17 protein-coding genes and 1 tRNA gene are annotated in these 19,490 nt (G+C 49.8%); 12 read left to right on the forward strand and 6 right to left on the reverse strand.

Annotated features, from left to right (window positions below; all coding sequences use genetic code 11):
- Positions 1–38: 38 nt before the first annotated feature.
- The 4 genes from B2633_RS12335 to B2633_RS12350 all read right to left on the reverse strand — a co-directional run bounded on the left by B2633_RS12335 (position 39) and on the right by B2633_RS12350 (position 5,266).
- Complete coding sequence (locus B2633_RS12335) at positions 39–725, reverse strand: formate dehydrogenase subunit gamma (RefSeq protein WP_483170987.1); 687 nt, start codon at positions 723–725, stop codon at positions 39–41.
- Positions 725–1,534, reverse strand: coding sequence for a 4Fe-4S dicluster domain-containing protein (locus tag B2633_RS12340; RefSeq protein ID WP_483170988.1), 810 nt, complete (start codon positions 1,532–1,534; stop codon positions 725–727). Before B2633_RS12340 ends, B2633_RS12335 begins: the two co-directional genes overlap by 1 nt.
- 2 nt (positions 1,535–1,536) lie before the next feature.
- Entirely contained in the window at positions 1,537–4,740 is a 3,204-nt protein-coding gene (gene fdnG / locus B2633_RS12345) for a formate dehydrogenase-N subunit alpha (protein ID WP_483170990.1), read from the reverse strand.
- A 450-nt stretch (positions 4,741–5,190) separates the two neighbouring features.
- Positions 5,191–5,266 (reverse strand) — tRNA-Trp (locus B2633_RS12350).
- Between the two features lie 329 nt (positions 5,267–5,595).
- Between B2633_RS12350 and B2633_RS12355 the strand changes: the two genes are divergently transcribed.
- The 11 genes from B2633_RS12355 (at position 5,596) to B2633_RS12405 (ending at position 17,277) form a co-directional block, all read left to right on the forward strand.
- The gene (locus B2633_RS12355) at positions 5,596–6,375 is read left to right on the forward strand and encodes an alpha/beta fold hydrolase (protein ID WP_481039100.1); all 780 of its coding nucleotides are present in this window, start codon (positions 5,596–5,598) and stop codon (positions 6,373–6,375) included.
- Positions 6,368–7,969 carry a UDP-N-acetylmuramoyl-tripeptide--D-alanyl-D-alanine ligase gene (locus B2633_RS12360; RefSeq protein WP_483170991.1) on the forward strand — a complete coding sequence of 534 codons (1,602 nt, stop codon included), beginning with the start codon at positions 6,368–6,370 and terminating at the stop codon, positions 7,967–7,969. The genes B2633_RS12355 and B2633_RS12360 overlap by 8 nt, the downstream gene beginning before the upstream one ends.
- A 13-nt stretch (positions 7,970–7,982) precedes the next feature.
- A complete protein-coding gene (locus B2633_RS12365) occupies positions 7,983–9,152 on the forward strand; it encodes a D-alanine--D-alanine ligase family protein (RefSeq protein ID WP_483170993.1) in 1,170 nt (389 codons plus the stop codon).
- Between the two features lie 164 nt (positions 9,153–9,316).
- On the forward strand, positions 9,317–9,631 hold the full coding sequence (locus B2633_RS12370) for a hypothetical protein (protein ID WP_483170995.1): 315 nt from the start codon (positions 9,317–9,319) through the stop codon (positions 9,629–9,631).
- Positions 9,632–9,792: 161 nt separating this feature from the next.
- Positions 9,793–10,866, forward strand: a complete 1,074-nt coding sequence (locus tag B2633_RS12375; protein ID WP_483170996.1) for a CofH family radical SAM protein — start codon at positions 9,793–9,795, stop codon at positions 10,864–10,866.
- A gap of 136 nt (positions 10,867–11,002) precedes the next feature.
- On the forward strand, positions 11,003–13,750 hold the full coding sequence (locus B2633_RS12380; RefSeq protein WP_483170997.1) for a UPF0182 family membrane protein: 2,748 nt from the start codon (positions 11,003–11,005) through the stop codon (positions 13,748–13,750).
- A gap of 57 nt (positions 13,751–13,807) precedes the next feature.
- Complete coding sequence (locus B2633_RS12385; protein WP_483170998.1) at positions 13,808–14,368, forward strand: SGNH/GDSL hydrolase family protein; 561 nt, start codon at positions 13,808–13,810, stop codon at positions 14,366–14,368.
- 188 nt (positions 14,369–14,556) lie between these two features.
- The gene (locus B2633_RS12390; protein ID WP_483171021.1) at positions 14,557–15,675 is read left to right on the forward strand and encodes a glycosyltransferase; all 1,119 of its coding nucleotides are present in this window, start codon (positions 14,557–14,559) and stop codon (positions 15,673–15,675) included.
- A gap of 382 nt (positions 15,676–16,057) precedes the next feature.
- The gene (locus B2633_RS12395) at positions 16,058–16,363 is read left to right on the forward strand and encodes a TMEM165/GDT1 family protein (protein WP_481039113.1); all 306 of its coding nucleotides are present in this window, start codon (positions 16,058–16,060) and stop codon (positions 16,361–16,363) included.
- Positions 16,364–16,379: 16 nt separating this feature from the next.
- Positions 16,380–16,721, forward strand: a complete 342-nt coding sequence (locus B2633_RS12400) for a TMEM165/GDT1 family protein (protein ID WP_483170999.1) — start codon at positions 16,380–16,382, stop codon at positions 16,719–16,721.
- A gap of 70 nt (positions 16,722–16,791) precedes the next feature.
- Positions 16,792–17,277 (forward strand): iron dependent repressor, metal binding and dimerization domain protein, encoded by a 486-nt coding sequence (locus B2633_RS12405; RefSeq protein WP_483171000.1) that lies wholly within the window; start codon positions 16,792–16,794, stop codon positions 17,275–17,277.
- Between the two features lie 51 nt (positions 17,278–17,328).
- Here the strand turns inward: B2633_RS12405 and B2633_RS12410 are convergent, their stop codons facing one another.
- Together B2633_RS12410 and B2633_RS12415 are read right to left on the reverse strand one after the other, a co-directional pair.
- Positions 17,329–18,312 (reverse strand): tRNA 4-thiouridine(8) synthase ThiI, encoded by a 984-nt coding sequence (locus tag B2633_RS12410; protein ID WP_483171001.1) that lies wholly within the window; start codon positions 18,310–18,312, stop codon positions 17,329–17,331.
- 20 nt (positions 18,313–18,332) lie between these two features.
- The gene (locus B2633_RS12415; protein WP_483171002.1) at positions 18,333–18,794 is read right to left on the reverse strand and encodes a 2-thiouracil desulfurase family protein; all 462 of its coding nucleotides are present in this window, start codon (positions 18,792–18,794) and stop codon (positions 18,333–18,335) included.
- Between the two features lie 134 nt (positions 18,795–18,928).
- Here B2633_RS12415 and B2633_RS12420 point away from each other — a divergent pair.
- Positions 18,929–19,490 (forward strand): hypothetical protein (locus B2633_RS12420; RefSeq protein WP_483171004.1); only part of this gene is annotated, 562 nt, incomplete at its 3' end.

Raw genomic sequence — 19,490 nt, forward strand, 5'->3', positions numbered from 1 at the left:
AGAGAGGTCAGTCACCCCCTCCTGCCCGATTGAATCTGTTATTGCTCAGCTTTTATTTTGTCCCCATAAGTCTCATCATACCAGATGGCATGGTGATGTTTGGCCCAATCTGCTCTAACAGTGCCTTTCCACATACCCCAGAAGGACTCGCCTGATCCAGGATGGAAGGAACCCAGATAACCATGCATGCATACCATTACGGTGGAGAAAATCATAGCTAGATCATGAACGGGGTAAGAAAGTTTCACCAGCCAAACCGGGAATATGGATGGAAACCACATGATATAGCCGCTCAATACCAGCAGTACAACCATGGTCGGAGTGATTACCGAGTTGCCCTTTTCACCGCCATTGAATCTGGTCTGAGGAGGAACTTTAACCGGGAAGCCCAGGAACTCCAAGGGGAAAATAAGAATAAACTTAAGGTCGTTAATGCCAAAACGAAGAATGTCCTTGATCCAGGCGATCAAGCCTTTAAAACCAAAGGTAGCGCCAAAGATTAGCATGATGGTCATACCAACGGCTGCAATTCGGTGCACCAATCCGGCCCCACGGTAACCGCCGAAAATAGCCGCCAACCAGTCTATACCACCCAGGAATAAGGCCAGTCCGGTAAAAAGACAGAGCAAAAAGGTCACGGTATGACCCCAGTGGGTGATACGAGCCACGGCATTAAACCTTTCTACGCGTGGCACATCGTCGCGATATTTGGGAATCCATTGCATTACTCATGACCTCCTTCCTGGTGGTCTCCATTTTTGTTGGCCATTAACCGGGTGGTTACAAAACTGATTGTAGAACCCGCCAAGGCGATGGGAATGAGCCAGCCGGCATAGGGCTGGACCCAATCCTGCCATACCCAAGTGCTGGTCGATACTTTGGGGTCAACCGGTAAATCAAATTTATCCGGTGTATCAGTCAAAACATATAATTTGTTGGTGCCTGTGCCCAGTTCTACTTTTCCGTAAACGGTAGCCCGGGGGAAGCCGTTGGCTCGCAGGTACCTGGCTCTTTCTTCGGCTACAACCAACAATTCATCCCGGTAGCCAAAAGTCAAGGCCCCGCTCGGACAGGTTCTGGTGCAGGCTGGCTTTAGACCCTCCGCCACTCTCTCATAACACAGGGTGCACTTGGTAATGGTATCTGTAGTTTTCCGATACTTGGGTACTCCAAAGGGGCATGCATAGGAACAATACTGGCAACCGATACACTTGTCCGGATCTTGAATAGTGGCGCCCCATTCAAGTTTTGAAAGGGCTTTTTTAGGACACACCTTTACGCATACAGGATCGATACAATGCATGCACTGCCACTTCAAGAAGTTCCAACGCACCCCATCCACCGGGTCATCATGCTCATTAAAACGCATTATGGTATAGGTGTTGCCGTTCAGATCCTCTATGGTCTGGTAACTTCCCTTAAATTTACCAATTTCGTTGACGGATAATTGATTGGTATCTTTACAGGCAATTACACAGCCACGGCAGGCTGTACATTTACTGACATCGTATAAATTAGTCATTAATCTTGCCATATCTAAGCCCTCCTTATATCGCAGAGGTAGGCTTTGTACTCGGGTATCATAGTGTTGGCATCGCCTATATGCGGAGTCAAACGATTGGCCGGATCTCCGGTTACATAACCCTTGAAGCCAAAGTGCCAGAGAGCTCCTACCATATGCATTTCCTTACCGTTAACTATGAACGGTTTTATGCGCTTGGTAACGCAGGCTACAGCTTCAATATCGCCACGGGTAGACGCAACCATAACCTTATCACCGCTTTTAATGCCCTTTAAGCGGGCTAATTCCTCGCTGATTTCTACAAACATGCTCGGCATCACTTCAGCCAGCCAGGGCAGGTTGCGGGTCAGTGCACCAGTTTGCCAGTGTTCTACAACCCGGTAGGTAGTAGCGATAAATGGATATTTATCGGTCGTCCCCAGTTTATCAGGTTCCCAAACCTTGGCGGCCGGGTTAAGGGATTGACTACTCATTAAGTTGTCAACTGGACTTTCCCAGGGTTCGTAATGCTCAGGGAAGGGACCATCCTTGAAAGATCCCCTGGTGGCAAACAAACACCCCGTTCCTTCTGGTCTCATCAGGAATGGAACCGCTTTATCAGGGGGAGCGGTCTTGGTACAATCGGGAACGTCATCACCGACCCAGCTGCCTACTATTTCAGGTTTTAATGGATCGGAAATCTTGGTTGCATCCCAGCGAATCAAAACGCGTTCATCATCACCCGGCCAGGGGGTAACACCGTCTGGTTGAATGGAACAGCGGTTGTATACTATTCTCCGGTTTACCGGCCAACACCAGGCCCAATTAGAAAAGAGGCCCAGTCCTGTGGCGGAATTGTCTTTGTTATCACGTTTCTGCGGTTTATATAATAGTGATCCATCTGGTTTATTGGTCATCTGACCACAGTAAACCCAGTTGCCGGAAGCAGTGCTGCCGTCATCGGCCAATTTAGCAAAACCATCAATCGGTTTACCATCAGCTACAGTATAACCATTGATTTCGAGGCCTACTTGGATAGGCTCAGGTTCTTCACCATGGCCGTATTCCCAGGTCATATTTATAATGGGTTCGTCTTCTGCCCGGGTGCTGCTCTTGTAAAGTTCTTTGACTTTCTGGGCTATTTTGTCAATCATCCACAGGTCTGACTTGGACTCACCCAGAGGTTCTGCGCCTTTCCAGCGGTATTGTACCCAACGGCTGGTGGAAGCGGCCGTACCTTCTTTTTCATAGACGGCACAGGCGGGCAGGAAGAAAACTTCGGTAGCGGTGTCCTGGGGCGCTATTTTGTCCATATGGAAATTACCGCCATGAGGTCTTTCCCAGGCCTTATAGCTCCAGAATTCAGACGTTTCATTTACCCACAGGTCAACGCTGACCATCCATTTCAACTTGCTTAAGCCAGTTTGCTCTTTATTGGCATTGGGTCCGCCCACCACCGGGTTGGAACCCATAACGAACAAACCGTCTATTTCACCTTTGTTCATGGCTTCAAACAGGGCGATATGGGAATAGTTTTTCTTTTCGTCGCGTTTGGGCAAATAGTGGTAGGCAAAATCATTTTCAGCTTTGCATGCCTCTCCATACCAGGCCTTAAGCATGCTGACTACCCACTTCGAAGTATTAATTTTGAATCCTGAATTAGGAATACCAGCTTTAACAGCGGCCCGGAATTCCTCCATTGTTGCGGCAGGAAGCCTGGCAGCGCCGGGAGTCACTGTTTTCAAAAAAGAGAGTAGATCTTTGTTGGCTGCAGTGTTCATGGGGCTGTCGATATAACCGGGAATAATATGGAACAATAAGGCCATATCGGTTCCTCCCTGAACATTGTTTTCACCCCGCAGAGCATTGATGCCTCCACCGGGACGTCCCATGTTGCCAAGCAGCATTTGGAGGTTAGCAAACGATTTCACGTTTTGGCTGCCTACCGTATGCTGAGTAATTCCCATCGCATAGTTGACACATCCCACTTTGTCAGGCGCCCCCGTGCTGCAGTAGAGTTTTAAGACTTCAAGGTATTTGGCTTTGGGAGTACCGGTGATCTTGACTACGGTATCAATGTCATAGCGAGAATAATGTTTGGCCATGAGTTGGAACACGCACCGGGGATGAGCCAGAGTAGCATCTTTCAAAATAGTAGTGCCGTCGGCATCATACTGATAGTCCCAGGTGGCATTGTTATAACTGCGTTTAGCCGCGTCATACCCACTGAAGAGACCGTCTTTAAAATCATATCCATCGGCAATAAGATAAGAAGCATTCGTGTATGCGGTTACATATTCTTTATGATAGAGGTTATTCTGGATGATATAGTTGAGCATGCCGCTCAGGAACGCTATATCGGTTCCCGGGCGTATAGGGGCGTAGAGGTCGGCTAAAACTGAGGTACGGGTATAACGCGGATCAACATGAATAATCTTTGTACCCCGCAACTTCCGGCCTTCAGCCAGCCATTTTATACCGATGGGGTGGTTTTCAGCCATGTTGCTGCCCATAATCAGAGCCACATCAGAATTTTTCAGGTCGCCCATGTGGTTGGTCATGACACCCCGGCCAAATGCTGGCGACAATCCTGCCACCGAAGGGGAGTGTCAGATACGTGCCTGGGTTTCAAGATAGACCATACCCAGGGAACGCGCCAGTTTGCTCCACAGATAGGCTTCTTCATTATCCAAAGCCGATCCGCCTATGGAGGCAATTTTTTCGGTACGATTAACGATAATTTCGCTGCCATTGGCTATTTTCTCTTTATGGATGAAGCTGCTGTCCCGGGTTTCCTTGATCTTCTCAGCAATTCTATCAATCGTCCATGCCCAATCTTTTTCTTCCCACTTTTCGCTTCCAGGTGCGCGGTATAGAGGTTTGGTAGCACGCTTGGGGTTGGGAACCTGTTTGTGGGTTGTTTCATCATAGATTTCCCTCAGGTTAAACAAAGCTGAACCTTTGGCACAGGCATTACCGCGATTGATGGGATTATCCGGATCTCCCTCAACGCTGAGTAGTTTCACAAAATTGCCAGCCGCATCCCGTTCTGAATAAATTAGAAGACCGCATCCTGAACCACAGTAGGGGCAAATGGTGGGAACTCCTTTAACATTCTTAATGCGCAGAGTTCTGATTGCTGCGGCTGTGGGTTTTAGGTCGAAGCCTAAATCCGCTGCGACCATTGCTGTTGCGCTGGCACCAGTTACCTTTAAGAACTGTCTGCGGGTAATCTTCATCGTAACAAGATCCTCCTTTCCATGGATAGTAACCTGTTATTGGGATATTGTGTGGGATTAGCCGGTCAACCCGCCGATTGCTACGGTTGCGGCCACGATTATTACCGGCCTCATCGATAAATAGGTTTCATAATGGGCTGCCGGCAATTGTCAGACCTCTGATATTCGTCCGTTTCATGCCTCCTTTATCTTAAAAACAAGTAGTCGGGTATGATTTATAATAATTTAAAAGTATGGAGATTTTATGAAGACATTCCGCGCAATTGAACAGCGGAGTCGAGGGTAATTTTATATGTGATGGAGCTTGTGTAGGGGCCTGCATTAAGGCAGAAAAATACTAAGTAAATGATCAGGCGGCTGAAGAGGTTGTACATCGGGTCATAAATGAGGTTAACCGCGTGTAAAAGACAAAAATAATAGGGCTTAAAAAGCCCTATTTTTTCATATAAATGGCAGGGGAGAGAGGAATCGAACCCCCAGCCCTCGGTTTTGGAGACCGATGCTCTGCCAATTGAGCTACTCCCCTGCGTTTGTCGCAAGACATATTCTAACACATGTTTACGCCCGATTCAAGGGAAATACCTCAAGCCCGAAAACCACCTTCTTTAGCCCGCCCCTGAAATTATTGGAAATAAGCCCAACTGTCTCATAAAAAAAGGTATAATATGTGCAGAATAAAACCGGACAAGGTTACCTTTACGGTTTTGAGGGACAATATAACCATCTCAAGAGCATAAATTAAATCCGCAGGTCAATGACAGATATTACAAATATGCACATAGTTATTAATAAAATTGTATAATGTTTTATCAGAGCGATTGATCCTGTTTTGATGCTTTTTAAGGAGTTAATTGATTGTTTGTTGAAGTAAACGGGCAGAAGGTTCATTTCAAGGTGTCAGGTCAAGGCCGGGATATGGTTTTGCTTCATGGCTGGGGCGCCAACTTGTCGCTGATGAACCCCTTGCACAAGCATTTTGAACGCTATTTTCGCACCTTTTCTGTGGATCTGCCGGGTTTTGGCCTGAGCGACCAACCGCCCCGGAAGTGGGGGATGGCCGAATACGCCTCGTTGGTAAAAGGGTTCCTGCACAACCAGGGTATAGAACGCCCCATTTTACTGGGTCATTCCTTTGGCGGCAAGGTGTCCATTTTTCTCGCCGCACAGCAGCAGCCGATCCATAAACTCATCCTGGTGGATAGTTCCGGCATCGTACCCCAGAGAGATTTGAAATACTACTTCAAGATCTATTCATATAAAATGGCCCGCCGTTTCATGGAGTTGCCCGGGCTTAAACCCCTGTTTCACCGCCGTCTGGAGGAACTGAAAAACCGCTCTGGCTCCGAAGACTACCGCAATGCCAGAGGGGTGATGCGTGAGACCCTGGTTAAGGTGATAAATGAGGACTTGACTGCTATGCTGCCCCAGATCAAGGTTCCTACATTATTGATGTGGGGTGCGGACGATACTGCCACGCCGGTGGCGGACGGGCGCTTGATGGAGCAGCTGATAGCCGACGCGGGGCTGGTTGTGCTGGATAATGCCGGCCATTACTCTTACCTGGATCGTCTCCCCGATTTTTTACATATCACCGGGCAGTTTTTAAAGGAAGATATGGAGAGCAAAGATGCATAGCGGCACCATTTTGGCCACGGCCGTTTTAGTTCCCTGGCTGCTGTACACCATTCTGAAAATCAATAAAGCGGCGCATTATTTGCAATTGAGCGGTTACTTCAGCGGGCGCTACTTGCGCTGGGTGATGAGCAACCTGCAGCGGGTGATGGGCTGGCCGGATTTGCTGCCTCTCGCGGCTGTTTTGCTGCTGTGGGCGCGGCAGAGCACCCTGGCCTATTTTATCTGGGGCTTGATCTATTTGATGATTGCGGTGGCCCTGTATAACAACCAGCGTCAGACCGGGGCCAAAAAGAAAATGGTTTACACCAGCCGGCTCAAGCGGCTGTTGATTCTGGCCGCCATATTAGTGGCAGCCTTGAGCTTCTGGGCGGTTCAGAACCTGTGGACCCCCGCAGTTCATCTGGAGACCCTGGCTGTGCTGTATATCGTCAGCGTCCTGACCTGGCTCTTGGTACTGCTAGCCAATATATTGATCTGGCCCCTGGAGAAGGCCATTAATTTCTGGTATTACCAGGATGCCGAGCAGATTCTGGCCGATCACTCCTCACTGAAAGTGATCGGGATCACAGGCAGCTACGGCAAGACCAGCACCAAGAACTTCCTCAACCGCATCCTGGCGGAGCGTTTCAATGTCCTGGCCACCCCGGAGAGCTACAATACCACCATGGGAGTCATTCTCACCACCCGTACCAGGCTGAAATCGACCGATGAGATCTATATTGTGGAAATGGGAGCCCGCAAAAAAGGCGACATAAAAGAGATCTGCGATCTGGTCCATCCCTCTATGGGCATTTTAACCTCAATTGGCGAGCAGCACCTTGAAACTTTTAAAGATCTGGCCAACATCAAGCGCACCAAGTTCGAACTTATTCAGTCGCTAAGAGAAGGCGGCATCGCTTTTGTCAACTGGGATGATGAAAACATCCGCTCCCTGCCGACGGTGCCGGGCATCCGTTATGTTCGCTATGGTATATTATCAGAAGACTTGGATTATCGGGCCGGGTCCATCCAATATGATTCGCGGGGTTCAGTATTCACCGTCTGCAGCCGCAAGGGGCAGCAGGGGGTATTCCGCACCCGTCTGCTGGGAAGACACAATATATATAACATCCTGGCGGCTACAGCGGTTGCCTATGAGTTGGGGATGGATATGGCAACTATCGCCCTGGCAGTCCGCAATCTGGCCCCGGTTGAACATCGCCTGGAGATGAAGCGCGGCAAGGATTATCTGATCATAGATGACGCCTTCAATTCCAATCCGGTGGGCTCTAAAATGGCTTTGGAGGTTCTTTCAAAAATGGAAGGGAGCTTCAAGATAATGATAACCCCGGGTATGGTGGAACTGGGGAGCAGGGAATATGAGCTGAATTTCGAGTTTGGCCGGGCGGCGGCCGAAGTTTGCGATTATGTCATACTGGTGGGGCCGCGCCAGACCCAGCCCATACAAGAAGCCTTTAAGGAGGCCCATTATCCGCCTGATCAGTATCTTGTGGCCCGGAACTTAAACCAGGCCTTACAACACCTAAGCCTTATCGCCAGACCGGGCAGTGTGGTCTTATTCGAGAACGATCTGCCCGATACATACAACGAGTAAAGGAGATGAAATGGTGAAGATTAATGTGGGTGTTTTTTTCGGAGGCAGGTCGGTTGAACATGAGATTTCAATCATATCAGCCTTGCAGGTAATCCACAGCATTGACCGCAATAAATACAATGTGGTACCGGTTTACATAACTAAGCGGGGCCAATTTTACACCGGCGAGGCATTAACTGACATTCAGAATTACAGGGACCTGGATCGTTTATTAAATCGATCCAAACAGATTGTGATCAGCAACCACAATGGAGAGAAAGTGATCACCGAATACCCCGGCAGCATGTTTCGCAAAGGCCGGCTGGGGACGCTGGACGTAGCCCTGCCGGTGGTGCATGGCACCAATGTGGAGGATGGCACCTTGCAGGGTTATCTGGAGATGCTGGATCTTCCTTATGCGGGCTGTAATGTTTTATCATCAGCCCTGGGCATGGATAAGATCGCTATGCGCATGGTCTTGAAAGAGGCCGGTTTGCCGGTTTTGGACTATGTATGGTTTTATTCCAAGCGCTGGTTTTCGGACCCGGCCGGCATCTATGAGGAGATCGAGTCCCGTCTGGCTTACCCGCTAATAGTGAAACCGGCCAATTCCGGCTCCAGTGTGGGTATAACCACGGCCGCCGACCGGGAAGAACTGGAGGATGCCCTGGACCTGGCCTCGAGCTTCTCCAATCGCATCATCGTGGAGCACAAAGTGGTCAGCCTCAGGGAGATAAACTGCTCGGTACTGGGGGATTATGAGAAAGCGGTCCCCTCGGTTTGTGAGGAACCGGTGAGCACTGAGCAAATCTTGAGCTACAAAGACAAATACATGAGTGAAGGCGGCAAAGGCATGAGCGGCGCTGCCAGACAGCTTCCAGCCAACATTTCCGCGGAAAAAACCGCTTTAATTCAGGAGTTGGCGGTTAAAACCTTTCATGTGCTGGACTGCAGCGGGGTATCGCGCATAGATTTTCTGATTGACACCGATTTGGACCAGGTCTATGTAAATGAAATCAATACCATCCCGGGGTCGCTTTCTTTCTATCTCTGGGAGGCTTCCGGCAAATCCTTTACGGAATTGACCGAAGAATTGATCCAACTGGCTTTGAAACGCACCCGGGAACGGGATAATCTGGTGTTTTCCTATGAAACCAACATTCTGGCCATGAAGGGCAAAGGCGGCGCCAAGGGCATTAAGTAGACCCGGCCGCCAGCTTTTGACGATAGTTGTTTTAGGCATGAAACAGGGCAGTTCAACCCCGCTCTGAGGGACGCTGCCCCTTTTATTTTTCGACATCATCAAAAAGGAAGTTTCTTTCAATATGACGAAATATATAATACCAATAATCAGGAGTTTTTGTTTGCATGACTAACTTCCTGCCCGCAGGTATTATAAATGAAACCCTGGAAGAGATTTGCCAACAGATTACGAAGCTGAAAGAATTGATGGACGCCGGGGATAATGACAAGGCCGAACAAGGCTTGATAGAGCTGGAGGAAACCGCTCTGGAGCTGTGGGTCTTTATTGAGAAGTTCAGCTGTCAGCCGTTGATTTATACCGGCCAGGGCAGTACGGACGAGATTATACGTCGCCTGGAGTGGGCTTTGACTTTTGTCGAGGAATTTGACCCGGCCGCATTTAAGAAAAGACCTTCAAATAGAAAACAACGCATGCGATAATAAAATAGAATCACTGCAAAACCCTGATTTTAGCCAGGATTTGTCAAAGTATGCCGGCCGGGATCAGGGAGGTCTATTTTTAGGATTGATTTAATGTCTTAAAACAATTCAACCTGAAAATATCATCAACTTAATACCCGGAGTATAGTAGGAAAGACGGTGTGGCCTTGGACAGCAAGAGTATTTTGAGCGAAGTGGCTGCGGGACGACGCATGACCGACGAGGAATTTACCTTTATTTTTGAACATGGGGACCTGGATGCTATCGGTCAGGCCGCCTGCCAGGCCAGGGACAGGATATTTCAAGACGACCTCATCACCTTCATCATTGACAGGAAAATCAATTACACCAACATATGTTCCTGCAAATGTAAGTTTTGCACTTTTTACCGCAGTAAAAGCGACTGTGACGCCTATGTCATCGATAAGGCTACCTTGTTCGGCAAAGTGATGGAGGCCATGGAAATTGGCGCAACTCAAGTGGTTTTGCAGGGGGGGTTGAACGAGGATCTAAAAATCGAGTTTTTTGAGGACATGTTTAAGGAAATCAAAGGCCGTTACGGCCTGACCATACATTCCTTGACCCCGCCGGAGGTGGCGTTCATTGCGCAAAACTCCGGTTTGACCGTTGCAGATGCGCTCCTGAGGTTAAAGAAAGCAGGCCTGGACTCCATACCCGGGGGCGGTGCGGATATATTGCACGATGCGGTTAGAAGCCAGATCAGCCCCAACAAGATCAATACCGCGGCCTGGCTGGAGGTAATGCGCACAGCCCACCGGCTGGGCATTAAAAGCACTGCTACAATGATGATGGGCACCGTGGAAAACCCGGAGCAGCGCCTGGCCCATTTGCGCGAGATTCGGAATTTACAGGATGAAACTCGGGGATTCAGGGCTTTTATTGCCTGGACCTATCAACCTGGCAGCAATGAGCTGCAGGGGGAAAAGCTGTCGTCTTCTGATTACCTGAGATTTCTGGCCTTATCCCGCCTGTATTTGGACAATTTCGATCATATACAGGGTTATTGCTTCGCCCATGGCGAACCGGTGGGGCCAAATACGCTCGGCTTCGGCGCCGATGACCTGGGCAGTTTGATGCTGGATGAGAATATGGCCTCAATGGCCGGCGTAAATTATATGATGCAGCTGGACAGTATGCTGGAACTGATTCACCAGGCGGGGCGCACCCCGGCATTGCGGGATACCGCCTATGAAGTCCTGCGGGTTTTTGACTGATTGTTGATATGCGGGCCCCGGCTACTGCATCCATGATATGTGGGAGAGTTTAACTAGTACAGGGGTTTTTTATATATTGAGACAAGATATAATAAAGAAAGATTGTCGTTGAGGTGACCGAAAGGGGGAAGGCCTAATGCGCTCTATGAAGAGCAGCACTAAACTATTCCTGCTGCTGATTGTACTGGGAGTATTATCTGCCCTGGCAGGGCTTTATGTACAGTGGCTGTGGTTCGATTCCATTAATTATGCCGGTGTGTTTATCACCATGATATCCAATCAAGTGGGATTGTATCTGATTCTGTTTGTAATGTCGTTTGTATTCTTTTTTATCAACCTGCAGATTACCCGTCGCCACCTGAGGGAGACGGAACGTCCTGACAACACCGAAGACGGCCGGGATATTATCTATTTGGATCAGATCCCCTTGTCGCCCTGGCGGGACTTTTTAAGCGGCCCCATGGCAAAATGGTTTTTCCTGGGCCTGAGCGTTTTCGGCGCCTTGCTGGTCAGTGCCTCCGGCAGCGGAAAATGGCTTCCCGTGCAGCAGTTTCTCCACCGCGTCCCGGTAGGCCTGGCGGATCCTATTTTTAACAAAGACCTGAGTTTCTATTTTTTCAATCTCAGTTTATACCATGATGTTTATGCCATTCTGATGCTCACCCTGGTTTTGACCATCATAATGGTTGGTGTAATTTACGTTATCAACGCCTCCGCCGATCTCCTGTTGGGAGACTGGCGGCAGTTCACCACCGCCAAGAGCCACCTGGCCGTTTTGATCGCTTTGATTTTGCTGCTGAAGGCCTGGGGGTATCGGCTCGATGCCTACGGAGTCCTGTTCTCACCCTCCGGGATCGTTTGGGGAGCCACCTATACGGATGTTCACGCCACCCTGCCGGCCTATCAAGCTTTAATGATTATTTCCCTTATTGTGGGCCTGATTATTCTGGCCAATCTATGGATCAGAAAAGTGAACTGGATTCTGATAAGCCTGGGCGCCTGGCTGGTCATTTCTGTGGTGATGGGCAGCATCTATCCATCCATTATTCAAAAACTGGTGGTGCAGCCCAACGAATTCAACCGTGAAACTCCGTATATTCAAAATGCTATCCAGGGTACCCGTAATGCTTACGCGCTTGACAGAGCGAAAATCAAACCTTTTACCAACACTTATACCCTGGATATCAACAACGCCGAGGACCAGGGTATTATCTCCAATATACGCATATGGGACTGGCAGCCCTTGATGATCACTTATCAGAATTTGCAGCAGTTGAGAGGCTATTATGTATTCCATGATGTGGATGTGGATCGCTACACTATTAACGGCGAGTATCGCCAGGTGATGGTGTCGGTCCGGGAGATCGACCAGGCCCAGCTTTCGGAGGATGCTAAGACCTGGGTTAACCAGACACTGATGTACACCCATGGTTATGGGCTGCTGATGAGCCCGGTCACTGAAATCGCGCAGGAAGGCTTCCCGCAATTCCTTATTCAGGATATTCCGCCGCGCACCGCAGAAGGCATTACCGTCACCCGCCCGGAGATCTATTTCGGGGAGCGCACCAATAACACGGTAATAGTGAACACTAAACAACCGGAATTTGATTATCCCATGGGAGATAAAAATATCTTTTCTACCTATGAAGGGCAGGACGGCATCAAAATCGGTTCCTATCCCCGCCGCCTGCTCTTGAGCTGGGTCATGAAAGACTATAAGATGCTGCTGTCCAGCGATATCGTCAGCGACAGCCAGGTATTGATGGGGCGGCAGATCGATCAGAGGGTGCGCGCCGTCGCCCCTTACCTGCAGTATGACCATGATCCCTATATAGTCTTGAATGATGACGGCAGATTGTATTGGATTATCGACGCGTATACCGCCACCAATTACTATCCCTATTCAGAACCCTATCCAGGGGGCAATGGCAACAACTATATCCGCAATGCCGTCAAGGTGACCATTGACGCCTATAGCGGCGAAACGCGCTTCTATATCGCTGATGCCGAGGATCCCATTATCAAGACCTATGCCGCCATATTCCCGGGTGTTTATCAACCCCTGGAGGCGATGCCTGCCGGGCTCAAGAGCCATCTGCGCTACCCGGAAGACCTGTTTAAGGCCCAGGCGGCCATGTATCGCAACTTTCATATGTTGGACCCCAATGTGTTCTATAACAAAGAAGATCCCTGGCTGATCCCCAAGGAAGTCGTGGGCGATCAGCAGGTGGATATGGAGCCCTATTATATCATCATGCGCTTCCCCGATGAGGAAAAGCCTGAATATGTGTTGATGATGCCTTTTACCCCCAAGAATCGGCCCAATATGATCGGCTGGATGGCAGCCCGTATGGACGGCGATAATTATGGTAATCTTCTGGTCTACGAGTTCAATAAGCAGGAGACCATTTTCGGCCCCGAGCAGATAGAGGCGCGAATAACCCAGGATACCGTGATTTCGCAGCAGCTGACCTTGTGGAATCAAAGCGGCTCCAGGGTATATCGCGGCAATCTCATCGTCATCCCCTTCGATAATGCCGTGCTGTATGTGGAACCGATTTATTTGCAGGCTGAGAACAGCCAATTGCCTGAGCTAAAACGTGTGGTGGTGGCCTTTGGCAACAGCATAGTGATGGAGCCCAGCCTGGATCAGGCCCTGGTCAGACTTTTCGGGGATCAAGTCCAGCAGCCGGGTACGCCTGCCACGCCCAGCGAACAGCCGCCGGCCGGTCAGGATACGGTGCAAAGCCTGGCGGCGCAAGCCCGGGAGTTCTATAATCAGGCCCAGCAAAAGCTGCAGACCGGGGATTGGGCCGGATATGGGGAAAGCCTGAATCAGCTCAATGATGTTATCAGAAGGCTGGAAACTTTGACCCAGCAGTAGCTATGACTGACCTTAACCGGGGCGGCGCTGTTGCCCCATTTCTCTCCCGAAATTGAGGTGAAGATCTTGACGACACAGCGCAAAAAGATAGTATTTTTGGGGGACAGCATAACCTGGGGCTTTCCCTGGGGACCCTCCGAGTCCTGGGTAAACAGGTTGGAGCTGGTGCTGGATGCCGAGCTGATAAACAAGGGCATGAACGGCAATACCACCGGCGACATGCTGAGGCGTTTTGACAGGGCGGTTTTGAACTGCCGGCCCACTCATGTGGTAATTTCCGGGGGCATAAATGATGTGTTCTGCGGGGAATCCTTTGACCGCATAACCTGGAATATCCGCGAAATGGCGGCAACCGCTCAAGCCAACGGCATCAAGGTTATTCTGGGCACACCCACCGCGGTGGACGATCCCTTCTGGGAAGTGCTCTTGATCAGGATACGTGAATGGATGGCCGATTACGCCCGCGCAAACAATATCGCTTTGATCCCGTTTCACCAGGCCTTTTATGATCAGGACGGCGGGGTAAAAACCGAACTGCTCCTGCTTGACGGCGGGCATCCCGACAAAGAAGGCTACCGCCAGATGTTCGAGCAGATTGATTTATCCATTTTTGATTAGAAGAGGCAGGGGAGAGCCCCGGACCGAAGGGGCGGTGAGCCTGTTTTTTTGCTTCGGCTTGCCGGCTATGCTGGCGCGGATTTCTTGGGGGAGATTGAGATGCTGGAAAGCTTACTGCACCAAGACTTAAGCGACTGGAAAGCTTAAAAGGGACACAATGGCAGCGGGCGAGGTGAACAGCGTTGAAAGTGCTGATGATCAGCGGCTCCTACCCGCCGGATGTTTGCGGGGTAGGAGACTATACTTATAATTTGGTGCAAGCACTTGAAAAACAGGCTGTAGAGGTAATGGTGCTCTGTTCGACAGACACCTCGCCGACGCCTGTTCCAGGTCCGGCTGTCTTAGAGCAAAGAGCGTCTTCCTGGTCGCCGCTGTGTGCCATAACCGCCTTGCGGCACGCCATCGCTGATTTCCAGCCCGATATCATTCATTTTCAGTACCCGACCATTGGTTTTGGGCATCGGCTCGGTCCGCATGCGGCAGCGGTATATGGCAGACTAAAAGGCCGCAACGTAATAGTGACCGTGCATGAATCTAAGAAAGCCCACATCTTGAGACGGATCAGCCTGTTGGCCTTCAATTTCTGTGTGCATATTCTCACCACCACCTCCGCCCAAGCCGGCTACCTCCGTAGAGTCTGGTTTTATCCCCTGAGAGATAAGATAAGCGTGATCCCCATAGCGAGCAATATACCCCGGGCGGCTGTGACTGCCGGCACAAGTTCGTTGCCTGTCTGTACCCATTTTGGCCTGATCTATCCCAACAAAGGCATCGATACATTTATCGAGGTTGCCCGCCAGTCCAGGCTTACATTCGGGCCACAGCTCAGATTCCGCATAGTGGGCAATGTTCATCCCGCTTATCTGCCCTATTTCGAATGTCTCAGAAAAGACGCCCGGGATTTAAATATCGAATGGGTCCTGGGGAGTTCTCCTGAAGAGGTGGCCCGTCTGTTGTACGAGTCCCTGGTTTGTATATTGCCGTTCAGTGATGGGGCCAGCTATAGGCGGGGATCGCTCTTAGCAGCCCTGGTCAACGGAGTGCCGGTGATAACCACCAGTTCCGCCGAGACTCCGGACGATTTGATTCATGGATATAATATTTATTTTGCCGGCAAGGTTGAGGAATATATTCAATACATTGGCGAGCTGCTCGATCCTGAGACCCATCAAAGCATTTCAGAGCGCTGCAGGCAATTGGGGCAAAAATTTGACTGGGATCACATCGCCGAACTGCACCAGGCGTTGTACCGGCGCTTAATCACAGCCCGGGCGGTCTCGACAAAATATAGTCAATTAAACAAATAATGATTCTATATCACCAATTTTAATAATAGACAAGGAAATTTTGATTGATCTCGAGGCTGAAATATAAATATGGGTTCATTCCGCGTACTTCAGGTGGGGCTATGTGGGATACCGAAATAATAAGTGTAGACTATGCGGTTGCAGCGATACTGACTGTTGTGGAAGAAGATATTCATGGATTAAAACCAAGCAATGAGGGCTGCAGAAGCAAAGGGACGTAATTTTGTTTCCTTAGGGGATACAAAAATTTACGTCCCTCGCTTTTTTGTAACAGCATCGTGCCTCTCAGAATAGGATAGATAAGCCGGGGCTAACAAGTTAAGCAGCCCATAAATTTATGGGCCCCGGTGTCGTGAAGGAGGGATGCAGGCTGTTAAAAAATGTGCTTGATAGAGTGGAATGGCGTTTGTTTTTTTCTACTCTGGGGCTGGTATTTCTATCTGAAATGGGGGATAAGACCCAGATCAGCACCTTGCTGCTGGCCAGCGCCAAGCCTCTATATGTGTTCTGGGTGGCCTTGGGATCGGCCACGGCTTTAATCTGCACTTCATTTATTGAGGTTATCATCGGTTCATCTATAGCCAGATTTTTAAAGCCGGAAACCATCAAGATGATTTCAGCGGTGGTTTTTCTTACCCTGGGCGTTCTGCTGGTATTCGGGGTAATTGGAAACATCGCTATCACTTAAAGAGGAAGGTGAAGTTGTGAGCATAAAGTTTCTGACCTGGTTGACCACTTATATCATTATTATTCTCTGTGAATTGGGGGATAAGACCCAGTTGGCGGTACTCTTATTTACCAGTAATAAACCGGATAAACGCTGGACTATTTTCTTTGCCAGTGCCCTGGCGTTAACATTATGTGTACTGGTGGAAGTGACCATCGGGCTGGCCCTGGCCCGTCATATCACACCTGCGGTCATCAACCGTGTGGCTGGCTTCGTTTTCCTCGGGTTGGGCTTAACTTCCCTGTATCAATTGATCGCCGAACGCAAAAGGACATCTGCTTCAGCCGAAGCAGTGGAACTGGCCGAACAGACCAGTTAATGTCCCGCTCTACTATTCCGGTTGGCAAAAGCATAAGATGAAACAGGATAATCCATAGCGGAGGCCCGATATGCACCAAGATAATGACGAGTTCCGTACCATTAGAGGGTATGAACTGATCGAAAAAAACCGCCAGCTTACAGCCAGCATGGAGGATTACCTGGAAATGACATTCCGGTTGGCCCGGAAAAAGGGCTATACCAGAATTAGTGATATAGCTTCAGCCCTGCATGTGCAGCCGCCGTCAGCCAGCAGCATGATACAGAAATTGGCCGAAATGGGATATATTGAGTACAAAAAATATGGCGTAATTGCCCTCAATCAGCAGGGAGCGGAACTGGGGGCCTATTTGCTGGAGAGGCATCATATCATTGAGAAATTCTTGAAAATGATTGGCGTCACCGAAAATGTGTTGGTTGAGACCGAAAAGATAGAACACAATTTGAGTTCGAATACCGTCTTGTGCTTGGCGCGCCTGGCCGCCTGGCTGGAGTGCAATCCTGACTGGGCGTCGTATCTGCAAAATAGTCTTAAGGCCAATAGTGCGGGAGAATAAGCCATAATAAACCGGGTGCCGGGCACCCGGTTAAGTTTAAGCTTTGACGGCTTACACCATAGCAGGCGTAAGTTCGGGGGATAATGGCATTACGGTAATCTGTGACAGCAGATTATCCTCATGATCCAAGATTTTGGCATCGGCTTCCGGCAGGGACTTGGCATCGCTGTAGCGGGCCACGATAGAGGCCGCATATGCCATATCCGGGGTTCCGGGTTGATATATGCGCAGCAGGCCGGTAGGGCCGGGCCGTTGGGCCATTTTGATCAAGACATCGCCTTCTATAGCCAAACGCTTCAGCTGTTCATTTTCGGAATGGTTGCGGCCCACCACCAGCAATGTGCCGGAGGCCACATAAAAATGGCGGCCGGTCTTCAACAGCTCGGTATCGGACCGGGTCGGAAGGTTACGGTATTCCAGCAGCCTTTTTAAACGCCGCGCGAAGCCCGGCTCGGTTAAAAGGCACCCTCCCGCCGGTGAAGGATAATCTGTGATCCCGAACTCTTCGGCCAGGGCCATCTGGCGGGTTCTGCCGCGCCCGCTGATATCTAAAAGCTGCTCTCTGTCTATCCAACCTTCCCGCTCCGGAATAGTGGGGGGCAGCAGCTTTGCCGACAGCGGCCGTACAATTAAACCCGGGTAACCAGACAGTTTTTCAACCAGCCCCAGTGAAGATTTGTTCTGGCTCATAGGACGCTGCCCCAGAACTTCGCCGGTTATAAGAAAAGACGCCCCGGTCTCCTTCATGTGATCCCCGGCTTTGCGCAGCATAAAACCGTGGCAGTCGATGCAGGGGTTGAAATTCTTGCCATATCCGTAGCGGGGCTTGAGAAGAATGTCGCTCATATATTCGTCGCTGATTTCCAGAAGATGCAGATCGATACCCAGACGGGCGGCACTAGTCTGGATAGAAGGATTGCTGCCGAAGAACGGGGTTTGAAAACAAACCGCTATCACCTCGATACCCTGCCTTCTAATAAGCTGACAGGCTAATTGCGAATCCAGGCCTCCTGAAAAAAGGCTGATAGCTTTCATAACGTCTCCTTTAGTTCATTTTAGTTTGATTCCCGCTGCAGGTAAGCTTCGTCATCGATAACGGCAAAGCCGTGCTTCTTGAGCAGTGCGGCTGTCACCCCGTCACCGGTCTGAAGCTTGGCCGAGAAACTGCCGTCATAGACGCTGCCTACCCCGCAGGAAGGACTGCGGCTTTTCAATATGATCAAGGAAGGATTTACTGCTTGCGCAATCTTCAGGGTCTGCTCCGCACCTCTTACAAAAGCAGCGCTGACATCCGCGCCGGATTTGTTCAATACCCGGGCTTGCCCCCGCAAGACCTCTTTCCCGGCGCCCCCCGATATCTCTGCCGGTTCACGGGGAGTGGCAAGGCCGCCTAATTGTTCAGGGCAGATTGGGATAACCCGGCCGGCCCGCAACATCTCTGCGAAAACCTGGTGCGGGTTGCTGCTCCCGTCGTATTTGCATTCGAGACCGCAAAGACACGCGCTGATTAATAGCACAATAACCCCCCTCAAGAACTTTTATAGTATCGTCAACCATACAGATATTATTATTCCTAAAATGGAGCATGGTTAGCAAAAGTAGCGCAGTACTCATATTATATGATACAAAACTTTTGTAATGGAGATAAAGCATGAAACAATTCAAAATGGTTACAGTTGTCTCGAATCCACGTCTCGCGGCAGATACAGTTTTGATTAGCTCTAAACTGGCTAATGATTATGATACCGAGGACCTGCCCCAACTAATCCTCAAGGTAGGTCAACTTCGGAAAACCCTCAAACCGAAAATAAATCAAAAGGTGAAAAATACAGACCTTATATCACTGAATCCCTCCACCATGCGCCGCCTCTGCCTGTCTTCCGGCCGAAAATATGGGTTCTACATTGGAGAGGGCGAAATTAAACTGGGACCGGTGGTAGGGATCCTGTCTGAGAGTAGTGGAGATCCCAACAGGCCATTTTACGGGCAGTCGAATTTTTTCAGACAAATGATCATTCATGCGCGCCGTCTGGGGCAAATCTGCTTCGGTTTCAATACAAGCGGTATTCACTGGCAAAGCAACACCGTTAGCGGTTGGACCTATGCCGGAGGCCGCTGGGTTAGAGCAACCTTCCCCATGCCCGATGCCGTATATCCCCGTCACAAAGGCTACTCGGGCGGTAATTACCGGGCGCGCCGGGGCTTGCAATCTC

Source organism: Syntrophomonas sp. UBA1041 (assembly GCF_002316705.1).
In the GTDB taxonomy this organism is placed as follows: Bacteria; Bacillota; Syntrophomonadia; order Syntrophomonadales; family Syntrophomonadaceae; genus DTU019.